Here is an 18,723-nt window from a genome sequence, read left to right as displayed (position 1 = left end):
AGGATTCGCGAGCGGGCGGGCGACCGCAGGATGTTCTCACCGTCCCGTCCACACCAGGAGGCGCAGATGCCCACCCGTACCCGAACCGTCGCCGCCGTCGCCGCCACCCTCGTGCTGGGCCTGGCGGCCGGCCCGCTGGCCGTACCCGCCGTCGCCGCGCCCTTTGCCGCGCCCTTTGCCGCGCCACGGACGGCCACGGCGGCCACGGTCACGACCGGACCGGACGCCGCCGCCCTGCGCGCCGCGCTCGCGGGACTGCCGGACACCGACGCGACGGCCGCGCTCGTACGGGTCGGGGGCACCGACGGCTGCTGGCTCGGGAGCGGCGGAGTGCACGATCTGGCGAGCGGCCGCGCGGCGGACCCGGACGCGCTCTTCCGGGCCGGTTCGACGACGAAGGTGGTCACGGCGGCGGTCGTGCTGCAGCTCGCGGCCGAGGGCAAGGTCGATCTGGGCGCGCCCGTACAGCGCTATCTCCCCGGGCTGCTGTCGCCCGCCTTCAAGCCCGTCTCCTTACGCCGGTTGCTGAACCACACCAGCGGGATCCAGGCGGGTGACGGCTTCGGCGACTCCTTCGAGGACGCGTACGCGCACCGCTTCGACGCCCTCACGCCCCGGCAGGTCGTCGCCTCCGCGGTGGCGAAGGGGCCGGAGTTCCGCCCCGGCGAGCGGCAGCACTACCTGAACATCAACTACACGATCCTCGGCATGCTGATCGAGAAGGTCACGGGGCACTCGTACGCCTCCGAGGCCACCCGGCGCGTGCTGCGGCCCGCCGGGATGCCGCACACGTACTTCCCCGGTACCGATCCGCGTATCCGGGGCCCGCACAACCTCGGCTACCAGGCGGTGAAGCGGGCGGACGGCACGACGGAGTTCGTCGACGTCACCGAGTGGAACCAGGCGGACCGCTGGGCGGCGGGCGACATGATCTCCACGACGGCGGACCTGGAGCGGCTGACCCTCCATCTCTTCCGTGGCGAGCTGGTCCCGGAGCCGCAGCTGAAGGAGATGTTCACGGTTCCGTCGGGCATCGACGGGGCCACCATGAGCGCCGGGCTCGAGCGCTTCGAGTACGGCGGGCGGGTCTACTGGCTCAAGTCGGGCGGGCGGTACGGATACACGGCGGTCATGGCGGCCACCCGCGATCTCTCCCGCACGCTCGTCTACTCGGTCAACGCCACGGACGCGAAGGGCGAGGAGATGAACCCGGTCGCCCTGCGCATCGCGATGGCGGCGCTCAAGCAGTAGCGGTTTCGGCCGCCGGACCGCTCGGACGCTTCTCCGGATTCGCTGCCGCACTCACCGCCGGATGCGTCTTCGGATGCGTCTCCGGATGCGCCGTCAGATTCGTCGTCAGGTTCGTCGTCACGAGATGCACGTTCATCCCGCACGGGACGACCCCGTTCGGCGCCGTGAGCTTCCTCGCCCCGGTGAGGAAGGCCGCACGCAGGGACTCCACGGTGGCCGCGTCGAGCGGGCCGACGTCATAGACACCTGCCAGGGCGTCCCACACCTGCTCGACCGGTCCGCTCAGGTCGATGGGGACGGTCTCCCAGTCGACCGGCGCGAATCCCGCCGGCGCGAGGACGCTGTCGAGCCCCGCACGGCTGCGGGTCCTCCGGTCCCCGAGTGCGGGGATGCGCTGTCCGGCGGGAGCCGTCTCGACCGCGTTCCGCAACAGCCCGATGAACAGCTCGTACGCCTCACCGCCCACGGCTCCGCCGCCGATCACGCCGGCCAGCATGCCTCCGGGGCGCAGCACCCGGGCCACTTCCGCGACCACCTGTTCCACCTCGCCCATCAGCATCAACGCCATGTGGGAGACACAGGCGTCGAAGGTGTCGTCGGCGAAGGGAAGGTGCTGGGCCCGGCTCTCCGACAGCGTCGTCCCGGCGGGCAGCGGTCGGCGTCGCGCCAGCGCCAGGGCTTCCGCGGAGAGGTCCACCCCGGCCAGCCGGCGTCCCTCGGTCCGGGCGAGCAGTTCGAGCAACAGGCCGTCGCCGCAACCGAGATCCAGTACCCGCCCGTGGCCGGCCACCCGGTCGCGCAAGATCTCGTAGCTGGACCGGCCGTCCGCGGCGCGGCCACCGGCGAACGCGTCCGCCGTCACCGTCGGCCGCTCGGCGTGGAAGGCCCGCAGGAAGGCTTCTTGCGATGTCGTCGTCATACCCGCGAACCTATCCGCCGCGCGAGTCGCCGGATCGGCGGCCTCACACCTCCTGACAGGCATCACGTCCTGACAGGCATCACGGAAATCCCGGGAAACCGGGTCCGGAATGTCGAATATCCAGGTTTCCCCCGCCGTGGCTGGCCCCGGCCCGCGGGCGGCCCCGAAGGTGAGCGCCGTATCAAGCGATCGCGGTGCGGTGCGCCGCAGGGGGAGAGGGAGTTCCGTGAACGTCACGACAACGGCGCACGAGCCGCGGGAACGGCGGGCGGCCACGCTCGTCATGGCCTGCGTGGGCGTGTTCGTCGCGTATCTACCGGTGACCACCGTTTCGGTGAGCCTGCCGGCCATCCAGCGGGCGCTGAACGCGTCGACCGCCCAACTGTCGTGGGTCTCGGACGCGTTCGTGCTGCCCATGGCCGCGCTGATCCTGACCGCGGGTGTCTTCGGCGAGGTCCACGGCCGCAAGAAGGTCTTCCAGGCGGGCCTCGCGTTCAGCGCGGTGGGGGCGGCGATCGCGCTGTGCGCGCGGTCCATCGAGGTCCTGTGGGTGGGCCAGGCCTTCGCCGGTCTGGGCGCCGCCGCGCTGCTGCCCACGACGCTGGCGCTGATCAGCCATGCCGTGCCCGACCACCGCGAACGCGGCAAGTTCGTCGGGCTGTGGGCCACGGCCCTGATGGCGGCGCTGGCCGTCGGCCCGGTGATCGCGGGACTGATCCTGGAGCACTTCTCCTGGCGCTGGATATACCTGCTGCCCGTCCCCGCCTCGCTCCTCGCGATGGCCTTCGCGGCCCGGCTGGTGACCGACTCGCGCGCCCCCGGCTCACGACGTCTGGACTGGCCCGGCCAGATCACCGCCGCGGTGGCGATCACCGCGCTGGTCTACGGCGTCATCGAGGGCGGCGCCGGCTCCTTCACCGACGGGAAGGTGATCGTGGCCCTGGTGACGGCGGCGATCGCGGCCGTCGCGTTCGTCCTGGCGGAGCGGCGCAGTGACAGCCCGATGCTGGACCTGACGCTCTTCCGCAGCCCCGCCTTCACCGCCACGACGCTCGTCGCCATGATCAGCTTCCTGGGCCTGATCGGCTTCTTCTTCGCCCTCAGCCTCTACTTCGGCATGGTGCAGCAGCTCAGCACCCTGGAGGCGGCGGCCCGGATGCTGGTGGTCACGCTGATGTGCATCCTCGTCGGGGCACCGGCCGGACGGCTGATGCACAAGGTGTCGCCCCGCGTCCTGATCACCGGCGGGCTGCTGGTGACCGCGGCCTCGCTGCTGTCGCTGACGTCCATCGACGCCGGTACGTCGTTCGGTTCGCTGGCCTGGCGGCTGGCCCTGCTCGGCCTCGGCCTGGGCTTCGTCATCACGCCGATGACGGCCGCGGCCGTCGCGTCCGTACCGCTGCGCCAGGCCGGTATGGCGGCCGCCGGGAACAGCGCGTTCCGGCAGGTCGGCGGCGCGCTCGGCCCGGCCGTCCTCGGCGCCGTGCTGACCACCAAGGCCGTGCACACCCTGCCGGGTCACCTCACCGACGTCGGTCTGCCGGCGTCAACGGTACGGAGCGTCACCTCCATGGTGGACGCGAACGGCCTGGGCGCGGTCGCGGGCATGAACCTGGGCGCCGACCGGGGCCGTGCCCTGGGCGCCCTGTCCGAGGCCTTCCTCGACGGCCTCCACCTGTGCCTGATCATCGCCGCGGCACTGACCCTGGTCGCCGCGGCGGTCGGTGCCGTCCTGCTGCGCAGCCCGCGGCAGCCGTCCACCGGGCCGGTGGCCGGATCCGGCGCCGCCCCGGCGGCGCCGCGGGAGACCGGGGCGGCGGAGCCCCGGCTGGGGCAGCGCGCCTGACCCCGGCACCAGGGCCGCGTCTGCGGCATGATCCGCCGGACAGGCCCTGGGGGCGCCCTTTCGTGGGGACGGAACGGGCGCCCGTACGAGGCCCGGGACCACACTGGTCCCGGGCCTCACCGTCATGCTCGATCATTGACTTCGGGAGTCCGCATGGAGCGAGAGGAGGCGGAGCCGATGCCGTCCCGCGCGCTCGACGCACTCGACCTGAGACTGCTCCAGTGCCTCCAGATCGACGGACGGGCGCCGCTCTCCCGGATCGCGGAGGTGCTCGGGGTCTCCGACCAGACCGTCGCCCGGCGCCTGCGACGGCTGCGCACCACGGCACGGCTGCGGGTGCTCGGCGTGATCGACGAGGGCCGGCTCGGCCGCACCAACTGGATCGTCCGGCTGCGCTGCACGCCAGACGTGGCCGAACAGCTGGCGGGCGCGCTCGCCCGGCGCCCCGACACCTCCTACGTCTCGCTGATGTCCGGCGGCGCCGAGGTGATGTGCGCGATGAAGCCGCGCAGCCGGCAGGCCCGGGACGAACTGCTCTTCGAGCGGTTGCAGCGCACCCCCCGTGTCGTCTCGGTCAGTGCCCACTGCGTGCTGCACTCGTTCTACGGCGGACGGCTGGACTGGCTCAACAAGGCCGACGGGCTCGCCCCCGACCAGCAGGCGGCCCTGCGCCCACCGCCGGTCGAGCCGGTCACCGACCCCCTCACGCTGGAGGCGGCCGACGAGGCGCTGCTGGCCGTACTCGTCCGGGACGGGCGTGCCACGCTCACCGAACTCCAGGCGGCCACCGGCCAGTCGGAGTCCGTGGTCAAGCGGCGTGTGGAGCGCATGCGGGCCACCGGAGTGCTCTACTTCGACATCCAGTTCGACCAGGAACCCCTCGGCCACGAGGTGGAGGCCATGCTGTGGCTCACCGTGGCCCCGGCGGCGCTCGCCGACGTCGGACGGGCACTCGCCGCGCATCCCGAGGTGCGTTTCGCCGCGGCGATCACCGGCCAGGCCGGCATCGTCGCCGCGACCGTCTGCCGCGACAGCGCGGAGCTGTACACGTATCTGAGCGAGAAGATCGGCGCCCTCGACGGCGTCCAGGCCGTCGAGACCGCCCTGACCCTGCGCCTGATCAAGCAACTCGCCTACGACCCGGGCCGCTGACCCCGCCCAGGACGGGCACGGGGCAGCTGGAGCGTCAGCCGCGAGCCGTGGCGCCGAGGGCCTCGGCCCGCTGGTCGAGCCTCCTCAGGACCGTCTCGCCCCACTGGAGGTTCGCCTGCTCCAGAGCCATGCCGCCGAGCAGGGTGAGGTAGGGGCCCACGCGTTCGACGGTGGCGAGGTACTCCTCCTCGCCGCGGCCGGCCAGCATGCGTTCCTGCGCGCGCCGGTAGCGGGCCAGTTTGGCGCCGGCCCGCTCCACACGCTCGACGACCCCGGCCCGTACGGCTTCGGCGTCTCCGATGTCGACGCAACTCACCTTGACCATCAGCTCGTCCCGGATCGCCGTCGGCTTGCTGGGGACTTCGGCCGTGTAGGCACGCATCGCGTCGAGTCCGGCCTCGGTGAGCGTGAAGAGCCGCTTGTTGGGCCGGCGTTCCTGCTGCACGACGCGGGCGGAGACGAGCCCTTCGCCCTCCATGCGCTCCAGCTCGCGGTAGATCTGCTGAGGGGTGGCCATCCAGTAGTTGGCGACCGAGGCCTCGAACCCCTTCGCGAGGTCGTATCCGGACGCCTCGCCCTCCAGAAGCGCGGCCATCACCGCGTTGCGCAGAGCCATTTCCCCAAATTAACACCCTGTATCGACACCCCCTTGATTAGTCAACGGAGTGAAGGTCGTCCGTCAGCCGCGGGGAGAGCCGCTCGGCGCGATCGACGGCTGGGCGACGGGCGTGGTCGGTGTCGCCGACGGCGTCGACGACAGCGCCGGGGTGGGGACGGCCGGCCGGGTCGTGGCGCGGCCGGTCGTCCGGGCCGACTGGGTCGGACTTGCCGTCCGGTTCCCCGGGGCGGGAAGGGCCGTCCGGCTCTCCGGGGTGCGGCTGGGACCGGCGGGCGCGGGGGACGCCGACGGGCTGGGGGGCACGGACGAAGGACGGCCCTCGGAGGGCGGGGCGAGCGGGACCGTCGGGGACACGGGTGCCTGGGACGTCGACAGGCTGATCGGCAGCGCGACGAGGGCGGCGACGGCGCACACCGACCCGACCCCGACCGCGGTGCGCAGCAGCCGGCGGCGGGCCGCGCCGCGGCGGATCGCCTCGTAGTGGCCGGGGGGCGGGCCGAGGTAGTCGGAGGCGGGCCGCAGGATGACGGCGAGCGGATCGTCGGGTGCGAAGTCCGGACCCTCGTCAGAGTGTGTGATCAAGGCTTCTCCTCAGGTGGGCGCGGAGCAGTTCGCGGGCCGCGTGGAGGTCGGCCTTGATGGTTCCTTCCTTGCGTCCGGTCAGCACGGACACCTCCCGGATCGGCATGTCAGCGTAGTAGTGCAGGAGGATCGGGACGCGCAGTCGTTCCGGCAGCGACTGCACGAGCAGGCGTACGGACGGGTCGGACTGTTCGGTGTGCGGGCGGACGGCGGCCTCGGCGGTGGCACGGTGTACGGCTCTGCGTTCGCGCTCCAGCTTGCGCCAGTGGTCCCGGACGAGGTTGGCCGCGGTGACGTAGAGGAAGCCCCGGGGCTCCGCCACGGAGGTCCAGCGGGCCCAGAGCCGGGTGAACGCCTCCGAGGCGATCTCGTGGGCCGTCTCGTCGTCGTCGACGAGACGGCGGCACCAGCCGGCGAGGCGCGGATAGAGGGCGGCGAACAGCTCGGACGCGGCCTTCTCGCGGGACCGTTTCAAAGCTCTCCATGGTCGTGACGTCGTGCGGGCACTCGTGGGGGAAGAGCCCGGGCCGACGGCGTACGTTCCACCGGCCCGGGATCGGTCCCGGCGGGTCAGGGCGTCGCCGAGCTCAGCGCGGCGAAGACGATCACGTTGTCGAGGTAGCCCGTACCGGTACGGGCCCCTCCGCACGTGATGAGCCGTAGCTCGGGACGGTCCACGTCCCCGTACACCTCGTCCGACGGGAAGTCGGCCTTGGCGACCGTGCGTACGGCGTCGACCGTGAACTCCGCCGTCCTGCCGTTCTCCAGGCGCGCCACGATCCGGTCGCCCTTCCGCAACTGCGCGAGACGCCGGAAGACCCCGTCCCCGTAGGAACCGACCGTGACATGGCCGAGGATCACCGACGGACCGGTCTGACCCGGCGTCGGCGAGTTCCGGTACCAGCCCGCCCGGTCGTGCGCCGTGATCGGGGGCACCTGGACGCTGCCGTCCGCGGCCAGCCCCAGCCGCATGACCGGGGTGTCGACCCCGATGGCCGGGATCCGCAAGCCGACCGGGACCGAACGCCCGAGGACGTGCGCGGGCTTCGCGGAGGTCCGCGAGGGAACCGGCGTGCTCCCGGGGTGTTCGGGTGCGGTCGAGTCGGTGCCGTGGCCGCCGCAGCTCACGAGCAGCGAGGCCATCGCCGCGGTGACGAACGCGCGCCTGGAGAGCGAGGTCATTCCCCGGTCGCCCGCCGGCGACGTACGACGAAGACCGCCGCGCCACCCATGGCGAACGCCGCGGCGGCGCCCCCGCCGATCAGGCCGCCCTGGCCTCCGGACTTCGACGCCGTCGGCGCCACACCGGTGTCGGGCGCCCCCTTCGGCACGACGGCGACCTGTGCCGGGGACGACGCCCGGGTCGGCGTGCCGGCGCTCGGAACCGCGGACGGGGTGGCGGAGGCCGGACGGGTGGTCGGCACCGCGCTCGGGGCGGCGCTGCCGGCCGGCGCCTGGGACGGGGTGGCGGTCGGACGGACCGTCGGGACCGGGCTCGCCCCACTGGCGAAGGCGGGCACCGTGCTCGCCAGCACGGCGGTACACGCGAGTGCCATGGTGCTGAGGACAGTTCGGCGCATGAATCGCTCTCTTTCGTCGGTCCGCCCGCCCGGTGACCCGGCGGGCTGAGTTACGGATCGTGCGAAGAGACGAGGCAGCGGGAGACCGGGTTGTAAAGAGATGGTAAAGCCGTCAGAGTCCCGCGATCGCGTTCCAGCGCTTGGCGAACTCCGTGCGTTCCGTGGACGTGATGTCGCGCGCGATCGCCAGCCGCTTCCGCATGGTGGCGTCGGGGAAGATCAGCGGGTTCTCGGCGAGGGCGGCGGTGTCCTCGTCCTTGGAGGAGGCGAGGACGTGCTGGGCGGCCGGGACCGGGCAGACGTAGTTGACCCAGGACGCCAGTTCGGCGGCGACCTCGGGCTCGTAGTAGTAGTCGACGAGCTTCTCGGCGTTGGCCTTGTGGCGGGCCAGGTTGGGGATCATCAGCGAGTCGGACCACAGCTCGGCGCCCTCCTCGGGGACGACGAAGCGGATGTCCGGGTTGTCCGCCTGGAGCTGGATCACGTCGCCCGAATACGCCTGACAGGCCAGTACGTCACCGCTGACCAGGTCCTTGGTGTAGTCGTTGCCCGTGAAGCGGCGGATCTGGCCGCTGTGCACGTACTTCTCGACCTGGTCGCAGATCGTGTGGAAGTCGTCGGCCTTCCAGCGGGTGATGTCGACGCCGTTGCCCTGCATGAGCAGCGCGAACGCCTCGTCGAGGCCGGAGAGCAGGGTGACCCTGCCCTTGAGGTCGGGGGCCCACAGGTCCGCGACGTGGTTGATCTCGCGGCCGAGCTTGCGGTGGTTGTACGCGATGCCGGTGATACCCGACTGCCACGGCACGGTGGACTTGCGGCCCGGGTCGAACGCGGGCCGACTCAGCAGCGGGTCGAGGTACTTGGCGACGTTCGGCTGCCTGGCGCGGTCCATCTCCTGCACCCAGCCGAGCCGGACGAAGCGCGCGCACATCCAGTCGCTGATGACGATCAGATCGCGGCCGGTCTGCTGATGGTTCATCAAGGACGGGCTGATCTTGCCGAAGAACTCGTCGTTGTCGTTGATCTCCTCGATGTAGTCGACGGAGATCCCGGTGCGCTCGCGGAACGCGTCCAGCGTGGGCCGCTTCGTGTGGTCCTTGTCGTCGGTGTCTATGTAGAGCGGCCAGTTCGCCCAGGTCAGTTTCTTGTCGCGGGCCGAGAGGTCCGCTCCGGCGCGGTCACCGGGTGACACATACGCGGCGGGCACCCCGCAGCCCGCGAGGGCCCCGACCGCCACACCCCCGCCCAGGACACGCAGCAGGGACCGGCGGGAGCGGGGCGAGGTCTTCCGAATCTCTGGCACCCCGGCAGCATGCCTGTTGCGACTCGACGCGAACAATGGACGCTGCGTCGAGCGGTCGCGCGCCGACCCGACACCCTGTCGATCGCCTCATGTCCCGGCGGTCACCTCGCGCCGCCACCGAGCCGCCGTACGCCACGACTTGCCGCCGCCGCCCGAGCCGGGCAAGGGAACGGGCACGGGCACGTCCCTGCGCATCGAGCCCGGAACCGACCACCGCGAGGGGGGAACACCGCGGCCCCGGACGGGATCAACTCCCGTCCGGGGCCGCGCGGTTCACACCGTACGCACTACGCGTCGAGCGACGTCATCACGTGCTTGATCCGCGTGTAGTCGTCGAAGCCGTACCCCGACAGGTCCTTGCCGTAGCCGGACTTCTTGAAGCCGCCGTGCGGCATCTCGGCGACCAGCGGGATGTGGGTGTTGATCCACACGCAGCCGAAGTCGAGGGACTTCGACAGACGCATCGCGCGGCCGTGGTCCTTCGTCCAGACCGAGGAGGCGAGGGCGTAGTCGACGCCGTTGGCCCACTCGATGGCCTGGGCCTCGTCCGCGAAGGACTGGACGGTGATGACCGGCCCGAAGACCTCGTTCTGGATGATCTCGTCGTCCTGCTTGAGACCGGAGACGACGGTCGCGGCGTAGAAGTAGCCCTTGTCGCCGACCTGCTGGCCGCCCGCCTCGACCTTGGCGTGCGCGGGCAGCCGCTCGATGACCCCGGCGACCTGCTTGAGCTGGTTCGGGTTGTTCAGCGGGCCGTAGAGCACGTCCTCGTCGTCCGGCTGACCGGTCTTCGTCTCGGCGGCGGCCTTGGCGAGCGCGGCGACGAACTCGTCGTGGATGGACTCCTGGACGAGGACGCGAGTGGCGGCCGTACAGTCCTGGCCCGCGTTGAAGAAGCCCGCGACCGAGATGTCCTCGACGGCCTTGGCGATGTCGGTGTCCTCGAAGACGACGACGGGGGCCTTGCCGCCCAGCTCCAGGTGGACCCGCTTGAGGTCCTTGGACGCCGACTCGGCGACGGACATGCCCGCGCGGACGGAGCCGGTGATGGAGGCCATCGCCGGGGTCGGGTGCTCGACCATCGCGCGGCCGGTCTCCCGGTCGCCGCAGATGACGTTGAAGACGCCCTTGGGCAGGATGCCGCCGATGATGTCGGCGATCAGGACGGTGGAGGCGGGGGTGGTGTCCGAGGGCTTCAGGACGACCGTGTTGCCGGCCGCGAGCGCCGGGGCGAACTTCCACACCGCCATCATCATCGGGTAGTTCCACGGCGCGACCTGCGCGCAGACGCCGATCGGCTCACGGCGGATGATGGAGGTCATCCCCTCCATGTACTCGCCGGCCGAGCGGCCCTCGAGCATCCGCGCCGCGCCCGCGAAGAAGCGGATCTGGTCGACCATGGGCGGGATTTCCTCGGACCGGGTCAGCCCGATCGGCTTGCCGGTGTTCTCGACCTCGGCGGCGATCAGTTCCTCGGCCCGCTCCTCGAACGCGTCCGCGATCTTCAGGAGGGCCTTCTGGCGCTCGGCGGGGGTCTGGTCGCGCCAGGCAGGGAAGGCCGCGGCGGCGGCCGCCATGGCGGCGTCCACATCGGCCTGACCGGACAGCGGCGCGGTCGCGTACGCCTCGCCGGTCGCGGGATTGACGACCTCGGTGGTCCGCCCGTCGGCGGCGTCCCGGAACTCACCGTCGATGTAATTGCGCAGACGACGCAGCTCGGTGCTCACTGCCGGCCCTCCAAGTTCAGGTGTCCAATCGCTGAGACACCCACCCTAATCCGTGGGCCCACGTTTTCAACACCCCCGGTCACTCCTTGACTGCGAAATCCGCAAGCTACGTCCTCGTAAACAACGAATTTCATCGCTACAGCCTTGCGGAACCGTCGAGACCTCGTGCACAGTGAGCTCGTGGCCAGTCGAAGCGCAGACCCCAGGGACTCCACCCGCGAGTCCAGGAACGGCAGTCCCCAGCTGGACTCCGTATCCCTCGCCATCATCGAGCAGCTCCAGCAGGACGGACGCCGTCCGTACGCCGCGATAGGCAAGGCCGTAGGCCTGTCCGAGGCGGCCGTGCGCCAGCGCGTCCAGAAGCTGCTCGACCAGGGCGTGATGCAGATCGTCGCCGTCACGGACCCGCTCACCGTGGGCTTCCGCAGGCAGGCGATGGTCGGCGTCAATGTCGAGGGCGACCTCGATCCGGTGGCCGACGCGCTGACCGCCATGTCGGAAGTCGAGTACGTGGTGATGACCGCGGGCTCGTTCGACATCCTCGCCGAGATCGTCTGCGAGGACGACGACCACCTGCTGGACGTCATCAACAAACGCATCCGGGCCCTGCCCGGGGTGCGCTCCACCGAGAGCTTCGTCTATCTGAAGCTCAAGAAGCAGACCTACATGTGGGGAACCCGATAGCCGTGAGCACACAGGACCTGAGCAAGACCGCGTACGACCACTTGTGGATGCACTTCACCCGCATGTCCTCGTACGAGAACGCGCCCGTTCCCACCATCGTCCGTGGTGAGGGCACCTACATCTACGACGACAAGGGCAAGCGCTACCTCGACGGTCTCGCGGGCCTGTTCGTGGTCCAGGCGGGCCACGGCCGCACCGAGCTGGCGGAGACGGCGTTCAAGCAGGCGCAGGAGCTGGCGTTCTTCCCGGTGTGGTCCTACGCCCACCCCAAGGCCGTCGAGCTGGCCGAGCGCCTCGCGCACTACGCTCCGGGCGACCTGAACAAGGTCTTCTTCACCACCGGCGGCGGCGAGGCCGTCGAGACCGCGTGGAAGCTCGCCAAGCAGTACCACAAGCTCACCGGCAACCACACGAAGTACAAGGTCATCTCGCGTGCGGTCGCCTACCACGGCACCCCGCAGGGCGCCCTGTCCATCACGGGCCTGCCGGCTCTCAAGGCCCCCTTCGAGCCGCTCGTCCCGGGCGCGCACAAGGTGCCGAACACGAACATCTACCGCGCCTCGATCCACGGCGACGACCCGGAGGCCTTCGGCCGCTGGGCCGCCGACCAGATCGAGCAGGAGATCCTCTTCGAGGGCCCGGAGACCGTCGCGGCGGTCTTCCTGGAGCCGGTGCAGAACGCCGGCGGCTGCTTCCCGCCGCCGCCCGGCTACTTCCAGCGCGTGCGCGAGATCTGCGACAAGTACGACGTGCTGCTCGTCTCCGACGAGGTCATCTGCGCCTTCGGCCGCCTCGGCACGATGTTCGCCTGTGACAAGTTCGACTACATCCCGGACATCATCACCTGCGCCAAGGGCATGACCTCGGGATACTCCCCCATCGGTGCCGCCATCGTCTCGGACCGCATCGCCGAGCCGTTCTACAAGGGCGACAACACCTTCCTGCACGGCTACACCTTCGGCGGCCACCCGGTCTCCGCGGCCGTGGCGCTCACCAACCTCGACATCTTCGAGCGCGAGGGCCTCAACCAGCACGTGCTGGACAACGAGGCGAACTTCCTCCAGACGCTCCAGAAGCTGCACGACCTGCCGATCGTCGGCGACGTCCGCGGCAACGGCTTCTTCTACGGCATCGAGCTGGTGAAGGACAAGGCCACCAAGGAGACCTTCACGGACGAGGAGTCGGAGCGCGTGCTCTACGGCTTCGTCTCCAAGAAGCTCTTCGAGTACGGCCTCTACTGCCGCGCCGACGACCGCGGTGACCCGGTCATCCAGCTGTCGCCGCCGCTGATCTCCGACCAGTCGACCTTCGACGAGATCGAGGGCATCGTCCGTCAGGTGCTGACGGAGGCGTGGACGAAGCTCTGAGCTTCGCCGCTCCGATCTTCCTCAGGGATGATCAACAACGGCCCCGGTGCCGCCCGTTCGAGTGAGAATGGGCGCCCCGGGGCCGCGTGCTGTCCTTACTCACGCCCCTGACTCCCTAGCGTGCCCAGTGACCGATCGGCCCTGCCTTCGTTCCCTCGTCCGGGGGATTGGCAGCGCAAATCAGATCTGAACCGAGGTGTACGCGATGGTGGCCCCGCCGGACAACGACGTGCTCTGGGCACGTGCCCTGCACGTCAAGCACAACGGCTCGCCCGCGCTCAGCGGTGTCTCGCTCGGCATCCGCGAGGGCGAGATCCTCGCCGTCGGCGGCCCGCGCGGCAGCGGCAAGACGACCCTGCTCCGGTGCCTGTCGGGGCAGCTGCTGCCCCAGCAGGGCGAGGTCTGGTTCAACAGCGCGCCGGTGCACACCATGGGCCCCGTCACCCGCGAACGGCTGCGCCGCGACCGCTTCGGCTGGATCGACCCCGCGCCCGTCCTCGTACCGGAACTGAACGCCTGGGAGAACGCGGCGCTGCCCCTGATGCTGCGCGGCTGCGGCCGCCGGGCCGCCAAGACCGCCGCCCTCGAGTGGCTGGAACGCCTCGACATCGGCCACTGCGCCCGCAAGCGCCCGCACGCCCTGCTCCAGGCCGAACGCCAGCGCGTCGCCATCGCCCGTGCGCTCGTTCCCGCCCCCAAGGTGCTCTTCGCCGACGAACCGACCGCACCCCTGCACCGCGCCGATCGCGCGCACGTCCTGCGCACGCTCACCGCGGCGGCCCGCTCGCACGGCATCACGGTCGTCCTGGCCACCCACGACACGGACACCGCGGCCCTCGCCGACCGCACGGTGTCGCTGCTCGACGGACGGCGCGTGAACACCGTCCACCTGCCCCCGGTCGCCGAGACGGAAGGCCGGGCCGCGTGCTCGCTCTCCGTCTAGCCCGCGGGGCACACCCCCTCGTCCAGCTGCGCAGACTGCTGGTCGCCGCCGCCTCGGCGGGTACCGGCTTCCTGCTGCTGTGCACGCTGGGGTACGCGATGGCGCACCCGGACCCCTCGGGCGGCGCGGCGCTCCGGCTCCTGTGGTGCCTCGCGCCCGCCGCCGCCACGGTGCACTTCGCGGTCGCGGTCGCCCGTACGGACCCGGGGACCCGGCCACGCCCCGGGCTCTCGGCGATCGGACTCGGCCCCGGCCGCCTGATGGCGATCTCGGCGGTCACCACCGCCCTGTCCACCACGCTCGGCTCGATGCTCGCGCTGCTCGTCTTCCTGCACCTGCGCGGCGACCTGCCCGGCCTGTCCTTCGACGGCGACGCGACGACCTTCCTCGCCTCCGACTACCCGCTGCCGCTGCCCGCGGCCGTGACCCTGCTGCTCCTGGTCCCGCTGGCCTCCTCCGTGGCGAGCGCAGTGGTGCTACGTCCGCGGGGGGCCGGGCCGACCCGCACCCGACGGACGGGGGCCGACGGCACCTCGCCCCGCAAGGCGTCCCGTACGCCGTCCCGTACGCGCGCCGAGGCCGACCCGTACGCCGACCGGCCGGGGCACCCGCTGGACCCGCAGCAGCCCGCCCCTCCGCTGCCCGCCCCCGGCGGGCTGCCCTGGGGCACGGCCGTCCTCGCGACGGGCCTTGCCGTGGAGACGTACGCGAGCCGTTCGGGACCGGCACCCGGGCTGGCGCTGCCCGGCCGGTTCGCCGGCGGCCCCGTCGGGGTGCTCGGTGGCTGGACCCTGACCGCGCTCGGGCTGATCCTCGCCGGCCCCGCGATCACGCATCTGTGCGGGCAGCTGCTCCAGGCCGTACGCCCCGGTGTGGTGCGACTGCTCGCCGGGCGTGTCCTTCAGTCGGAGGCCCGGCGCATCGGGCGCCCGCTCGGCGTGGTGTGCGCGGTCGCGTCCGGCGCGTACGCCATGGCGACGATGTACTCCGGGGCGCGGCCCTCGTTCGGTCCGCTCAGCGCACTCGGGGCGCTGCTCGTGGCCGGGTGCACCCTCGCGACCCTGCTGACCGCGGCGGTCGAGGCCAAGCACGCGCGCGCCGACACCACGGCGGCGCTGCTGCGCCTGGGGGCACCGACCACGGTGCTGCGGCGCGCCGCGCTGCTCCGCGCGGGTGCGCTGCTCGCCGCGTTCGGGCCGCTGACCTGGGTGGTCGCGGAACTGGCCGCGCTGCCGCTGGCGCGCTGAGCACGCGTACGCGCTTCCTTCCCGCTGCTTTCCTGCTTACTTCCCGCTGCTTTCCTGCTTCCTCCCGCTTCTTTCCCGCCGGGCGATGAGTTCCGTGCGGAGTGGCGGTCTACCTCTGCGAACGGCACCGCATCACTTCACCCGCACCGGGAGAGACCCCTCATGTACCAGCAGATGATCTTCGTGAACCTCGCCGTGAACGACGTCGACACCTCGAAGAAGTTCTTCACCGAGCTCGGCTACACGATCAACCCGCAGTTCACGACGGACGACTGCGCCTGTGTCGTCATCAGCGACACGATCATCGCGATGCTGCTGAGCAAGCAGCGCTACGCGGACTTCACGAAGAAGGAGATCGCGGACCCGACGAAGACCAGCGAGGTGCTGCTGTGTCTGAGCGCCGAGAGCCGCGAGAAGGTCGACGAACTCTGCGACAAGGCCCTCGCGGCGGGCGGGTCGGGGACCCGGGAGGCCCAGGACCACGGCTTCATGTACGGCCGTACCTTCGACGACCTGGACGGCCACACGTGGGAGGTCATGTGGATGGACCCGGCCGCGGTCCAGAGCTGAGCCCCCCCGGGGGACACGCACGCGCGTGTCCCCCTCAGGGGGGGGGAGACCGCCGCCCGCCGTCGAAGAACCCACCCCTAGCATGGCCGCGTGCAGCCAACACCCCTTCACGCCGCCCATGACCGCGAGATCGAGTCCCTCGCCGAGTTCGACAAGGTCGTCTCGGAGCACGGCTCGCTCGCCCGGTTCCGCGTCCAGGCGGTGGATCTGACGGACCGTACGGACGCCCTGCTCGGCGTGGACACTGCGGGCGCCGTCTTCCTCGGCTGCCCGATGGACCCCGCGGCGGCGGCACGGGTACGGGCCACCGGCGCGCTCGTCTTCCCGCCCATACCCGGGCTGCCCTTCGACCCCTACCGCGGGCTGCTCTACTCCCCGGACGAGCTCTTCGCGTCGCTCGACGACGGCTACGAGGCGACCCCGGATGCCCGCGGGTACGCCTGGTTCCAGCAGACCAAGGCCGACGGCGACGTCTTCGCTTCGATGCTGCGCGCGATCCACGACGACTCGGTGTCGGACGCGCTCGACGAACTCCTCATCGGCACCCGGGTCGTGGGCGTGATGGGCGGTCACGCGATGGCACGCGGCACAGAGGCGTACGAGGGCGCCGCGCGCCTGGGGCGCGAACTGGCGCGTGCCGGGCTCACGGTCGCCACCGGCGGCGGCCCTGGCGCGATGGAGGCGGCGAACCTCGGCGCGTACGCCGCCCCGTTCGACGACGAGATGCTCACCGAGGCGCTCCGGCTCCTCGCCGAGGCACCGTCGTTCACCCCCTCCATCGGCGACTGGGCGCGCGCCGCCTTCGCCGTGCGCGAGCGCTGGCCGGACGGCGGCCCCTCCGTCGGCATCCCGACCTGGTTCTACGGCCACGAGCCGCCGAACGCCTTCGCCGCCCACATCGCCAAGTACTTCGCCAACGCGACCCGGGAGGACGGGCTGTTGGCCCGCTCGACCGCGGGTGTCGTCTTCCTTCCGGGCGCCGCCGGGACCGTACAGGAGATCTTCGACAACGCGACGCCGAACTACTACGAGTCGCGCGGTGAGCCCACCCCCATGGTTCTCGTGAACCGTGCGCATTGGACCGAAAAACACCCCACTTGGCCCCTTCTCCAATCCCTTGCCCACGAACGGTCGATGGCGTCCCGGATCGCCCTGGTGGACCGGATCGAGGAGGCACCGGAGGCGCTCAAACGCCTCGGCGGTTAATGACAAGGCAAAGCCGGTGACACGGCTGGGCATATGCATTGACAGCCCTTAGGTGGCGCTTATAAACCTGTGAGGCCCGAGGGGCCCTGTTGACACAGCAGAACCCCCCTTAAACCCCCCGCAGTTGCGCATTCTGTGAAGGGCAATCGTGTCCATATCTCGCCGTACCGCACGTTCCGTGCGAATCCTCGGTGTTGCCTCCGCCACGGCCGCGCTCGCGCTCGGCGTCGCGGGCAACGCCCTTGCCTGCAACATCAGTGAGTTCTCCGCCGAAGCCAAGTGCGACGGCACCAACGGCATCATCTCCGTCACGGACGTGGATGCCTCCGGCACCAAGGCGACCGTCTCCGTGTTCCTGGAGTCCAACGGCGCCGACGCGAAGAAGGTCGGCGAGCAGGACATCGTCGGCTCGCGCCAGGGTGTCACCATCACCTTCGCCGAGGACTGGAAGCCGAACGCCACGTACCGCGTCCACGTCAAGGCCGGAAAGCAGGTCGACGAGGACATCAAGGGCAACGTGACCGCCCCGTCCACGGCCTGCGCGACCGAGTCGCCGTCGCCGTCGACCTCGGAGACCCCGAAGCCGTCGGAGACCCCGTCCTCGCCCGCCTCCTCGGGGACGCCCTCCGCGAACCCGTCGGAGTCGGAGAGCAGCCCCGCGCCCGCGACGCCGGGCGACAACGCCCCGTCCCCCGCGGCCGGTAGCTCCAACCTCGCCGAGACCGGTGCGAACTCCAACACCCCGATGATCGCCGGTATCGCCGGTGCCCTCGTGGTGGTCGGCGGCGGAGCGGTGTTCTTCGGCATGCGTCGCCGCGGCGCCTCGAAGTCGAGCTGAACCGCACACCGTACGTCTGCGTGAAACGTGTGGCCCGTCCCTCTCGAAGGGGGCGGGCCACACGCCTGTCCGGGTACGCCGGCTAGCCGAAGGTCGCCCGCTCCAGCCAGAAGTCCAGCAGCTCCCGCTCCCCCAGCACCTCCAACCGCCCGTCGTCCACCGGCAGTCGGCGGTAGAAGGCGAGCAGGATGTCGGTGAGCGGGCCGCGCAGCGCGACGGTCGCCTTCTCGTGGTCCCGGCGCCACACGACACCCTCCTCGGTGAGCTCGATGACCCACTCGGCGTCGAGTTCGGGCGGGGTGTCGGTGGCGTGCAGGTGGATGCTGCGGCCCGGCCCGCGCAGTTCGGCCGCGGCGGCGTCGTGCGGCCGCGTCCGCTGCACGAACTCGATGATCCCCAGCCACTCGTCGATCGTGTCCGCGGCCACATCGGGCGCCACCTCGTACGGCAGCCCGGCCGCCAGCGTCGCGTCGGCACGGTGGATCACCAGCTCGTGCGTCATCCGGCGGGCCCAGAAGGCGGAGCTGAGGTCCCCGGCCCAGGCCCACACCTTGATGTCGGGCCCCGCCTCGCGCAGCGCGGCGACGAGCATCTCGCCGGTCTCGGCGAGCCAGGCGTCCAGCGCGGCGGGGTCGCCCTCGGCGGCGGGTCCCTCCAGGAGCGGCACCTGCTCGTCGTGCACATTCTCCTGCGCCTTCGTGCGGACGATGAGCTCGACCCAGCGCAGTGCCCCGCCGGTGTGCCGCACGAGCCGCTCCAGCGACCAGTCCGGGCAAGTCGGCACGGTCGCCGACAGGTCGGCCCCGGACGTCACCACGTCCCTCAGCCGCCGCACCTCCAGCTCGATCGCGTCGCAGTAGCGGTCATGTGCGAGTAGCGTCATGATCCG

General features: G+C 71.2%; 19 protein-coding genes. 10 read left to right on the top strand and 9 right to left on the bottom strand.

The annotated features are described in order from the left end of the window. Positions 1-66: 66 nt before the first annotated feature. The gene (locus ACZ7M2_RS46655) at positions 67-1,251 is read left to right on the top strand and encodes a serine hydrolase domain-containing protein (protein ID WP_471600446.1); all 1,185 of its coding nucleotides are present in this window, start codon (positions 67-69) and stop codon (positions 1,249-1,251) included. Here the strand turns inward: ACZ7M2_RS46655 and ACZ7M2_RS46650 are convergent. Further along, on the bottom strand, positions 1,241-2,170 hold the full coding sequence (locus ACZ7M2_RS46650) for a class I SAM-dependent methyltransferase (protein WP_471600445.1): 930 nt from the start codon (positions 2,168-2,170) through the stop codon (positions 1,241-1,243). The two genes, ACZ7M2_RS46655 and ACZ7M2_RS46650, sit on opposite strands and share 11 nt — an antisense overlap. 226 nt (positions 2,171-2,396) lie before the next feature. Between ACZ7M2_RS46650 and ACZ7M2_RS46645 the strand changes: the two genes are divergently transcribed. Continuing rightward, positions 2,397-4,016: an MFS transporter gene (locus tag ACZ7M2_RS46645; RefSeq protein ID WP_471600444.1), complete on the top strand. Its 1,620-nt coding sequence runs from the start codon at positions 2,397-2,399 to the stop codon at positions 4,014-4,016. Between the two features lie 153 nt (positions 4,017-4,169). After that, complete coding sequence (locus tag ACZ7M2_RS46640) at positions 4,170-5,168, top strand: Lrp/AsnC family transcriptional regulator (protein ID WP_471600443.1); 999 nt, start codon at positions 4,170-4,172, stop codon at positions 5,166-5,168. A 34-nt stretch (positions 5,169-5,202) separates the two neighbouring features. On the opposite strand, the gene ACZ7M2_RS46635 is transcribed toward ACZ7M2_RS46640, so the two are convergent. From ACZ7M2_RS46635 to ACZ7M2_RS46605, 7 genes are all read right to left on the bottom strand, one after another. Next, positions 5,203-5,784, bottom strand: coding sequence for a PadR family transcriptional regulator (locus ACZ7M2_RS46635; RefSeq protein WP_471600442.1), 582 nt, complete (start codon positions 5,782-5,784; stop codon positions 5,203-5,205). A gap of 63 nt (positions 5,785-5,847) precedes the next feature. Then, the gene (locus ACZ7M2_RS46630) at positions 5,848-6,369 is read right to left on the bottom strand and encodes a hypothetical protein (protein ID WP_471600441.1); all 522 of its coding nucleotides are present in this window, start codon (positions 6,367-6,369) and stop codon (positions 5,848-5,850) included. Beyond that, complete coding sequence (locus ACZ7M2_RS46625; RefSeq protein WP_054235333.1) at positions 6,353-6,844, bottom strand: RNA polymerase sigma factor; 492 nt, start codon at positions 6,842-6,844, stop codon at positions 6,353-6,355. Before ACZ7M2_RS46625 ends, ACZ7M2_RS46630 begins: the two co-directional genes overlap by 17 nt. A 95-nt stretch (positions 6,845-6,939) precedes the next feature. Beyond that, positions 6,940-7,551, bottom strand: coding sequence for a class F sortase (locus ACZ7M2_RS46620; protein WP_471600440.1), 612 nt, complete (start codon positions 7,549-7,551; stop codon positions 6,940-6,942). Next, on the bottom strand, positions 7,548-7,949 hold the full coding sequence (locus tag ACZ7M2_RS46615; RefSeq protein WP_471600439.1) for a sortase-dependent protein: 402 nt from the start codon (positions 7,947-7,949) through the stop codon (positions 7,548-7,550). Before ACZ7M2_RS46615 ends, ACZ7M2_RS46620 begins: the two co-directional genes overlap by 4 nt. 112 nt (positions 7,950-8,061) lie before the next feature. Next, positions 8,062-9,252 (bottom strand): ABC transporter substrate-binding protein, encoded by a 1,191-nt coding sequence (locus ACZ7M2_RS46610; protein WP_471600438.1) that lies wholly within the window; start codon positions 9,250-9,252, stop codon positions 8,062-8,064. A gap of 287 nt (positions 9,253-9,539) precedes the next feature. Next, on the bottom strand, positions 9,540-10,979 hold the full coding sequence (locus ACZ7M2_RS46605; protein WP_471600437.1) for a gamma-aminobutyraldehyde dehydrogenase: 1,440 nt from the start codon (positions 10,977-10,979) through the stop codon (positions 9,540-9,542). A 165-nt stretch (positions 10,980-11,144) separates the two neighbouring features. Here ACZ7M2_RS46605 and ACZ7M2_RS46600 point away from each other — a divergent pair, with 165 nt between their 5' ends. The 7 genes from ACZ7M2_RS46600 (at position 11,145) to ACZ7M2_RS46570 (ending at position 17,834) form a co-directional block, all read left to right on the top strand. Further along, entirely contained in the window at positions 11,145-11,663 is a 519-nt protein-coding gene (locus ACZ7M2_RS46600) for an Lrp/AsnC family transcriptional regulator (protein ID WP_054235338.1), read from the top strand. Beyond that, the gene (locus tag ACZ7M2_RS46595; protein ID WP_471600436.1) at positions 11,648-13,030 is read left to right on the top strand and encodes an aspartate aminotransferase family protein; all 1,383 of its coding nucleotides are present in this window, start codon (positions 11,648-11,650) and stop codon (positions 13,028-13,030) included. The genes ACZ7M2_RS46600 and ACZ7M2_RS46595 overlap by 16 nt, the downstream gene beginning before the upstream one ends. Positions 13,031-13,235: 205 nt before the next feature. Beyond that, positions 13,236-13,973: an ABC transporter ATP-binding protein gene (locus ACZ7M2_RS46590; RefSeq protein ID WP_352047831.1), complete on the top strand. Its 738-nt coding sequence runs from the start codon at positions 13,236-13,238 to the stop codon at positions 13,971-13,973. Further along, positions 13,955-15,220, top strand: coding sequence for a hypothetical protein (locus ACZ7M2_RS46585; protein ID WP_471600435.1), 1,266 nt, complete (start codon positions 13,955-13,957; stop codon positions 15,218-15,220). The genes ACZ7M2_RS46590 and ACZ7M2_RS46585 overlap by 19 nt, the downstream gene beginning before the upstream one ends. A gap of 162 nt (positions 15,221-15,382) precedes the next feature. Continuing rightward, complete coding sequence (locus tag ACZ7M2_RS46580; protein ID WP_075031245.1) at positions 15,383-15,790, top strand: VOC family protein; 408 nt, start codon at positions 15,383-15,385, stop codon at positions 15,788-15,790. A 90-nt stretch (positions 15,791-15,880) separates the two neighbouring features. Continuing rightward, on the top strand, positions 15,881-16,996 hold the full coding sequence (locus tag ACZ7M2_RS46575) for an LOG family protein (RefSeq protein ID WP_471600434.1): 1,116 nt from the start codon (positions 15,881-15,883) through the stop codon (positions 16,994-16,996). 148 nt (positions 16,997-17,144) lie between these two features. Further along, on the top strand, positions 17,145-17,834 hold the full coding sequence (locus ACZ7M2_RS46570) for an LAETG motif-containing sortase-dependent surface protein (protein ID WP_471600433.1): 690 nt from the start codon (positions 17,145-17,147) through the stop codon (positions 17,832-17,834). Positions 17,835-17,916: 82 nt separating this feature from the next. On the opposite strand, the gene ACZ7M2_RS46565 is transcribed toward ACZ7M2_RS46570, so the two are convergent. Next, positions 17,917-18,717, bottom strand: coding sequence for a maleylpyruvate isomerase family mycothiol-dependent enzyme (locus ACZ7M2_RS46565; RefSeq protein WP_471600432.1), 801 nt, complete (start codon positions 18,715-18,717; stop codon positions 17,917-17,919). Between the last annotated feature and the right edge of the window lie 6 nt (positions 18,718-18,723).

Source organism: Streptomyces sp. NPDC111507, from assembly GCF_055638955.1.
This window is presented reverse-complemented; position numbering and strand designations above follow the sequence as displayed.

Bases quoted from the DNA above. Each gene is read 5' to 3' on its own strand.
- ACZ7M2_RS46590 (WP_352047831.1), top strand. From the start codon at position 13,236: ATGGTGGCCCCGCCGGACAACGACGTGCTCTGGGCACGTGCCCTGCAC.
- ACZ7M2_RS46650 (WP_471600445.1), bottom strand. From the start codon at position 2,170: ATGACGACGACATCGCAAGAAGCCTTCCTGCGGGCCTTCCACGCCGAG.
- ACZ7M2_RS46635 (WP_471600442.1), bottom strand. From the start codon at position 5,784: ATGGCTCTGCGCAACGCGGTGATGGCCGCGCTTCTGGAGGGCGAGGCG.
- ACZ7M2_RS46580 (WP_075031245.1), top strand. From the start codon at position 15,383: ATGTACCAGCAGATGATCTTCGTGAACCTCGCCGTGAACGACGTCGAC.
- ACZ7M2_RS46640 (WP_471600443.1), top strand. From the start codon at position 4,170: ATGGAGCGAGAGGAGGCGGAGCCGATGCCGTCCCGCGCGCTCGACGCA.
- ACZ7M2_RS46620 (WP_471600440.1), bottom strand. From the start codon at position 7,551: ATGACCTCGCTCTCCAGGCGCGCGTTCGTCACCGCGGCGATGGCCTCG.
- ACZ7M2_RS46565 (WP_471600432.1), bottom strand. From the start codon at position 18,717: ATGACGCTACTCGCACATGACCGCTACTGCGACGCGATCGAGCTGGAG.
- ACZ7M2_RS46615 (WP_471600439.1), bottom strand. From the start codon at position 7,949: ATGCGCCGAACTGTCCTCAGCACCATGGCACTCGCGTGTACCGCCGTG.
- ACZ7M2_RS46655 (WP_471600446.1), top strand. From the start codon at position 67: ATGCCCACCCGTACCCGAACCGTCGCCGCCGTCGCCGCCACCCTCGTG.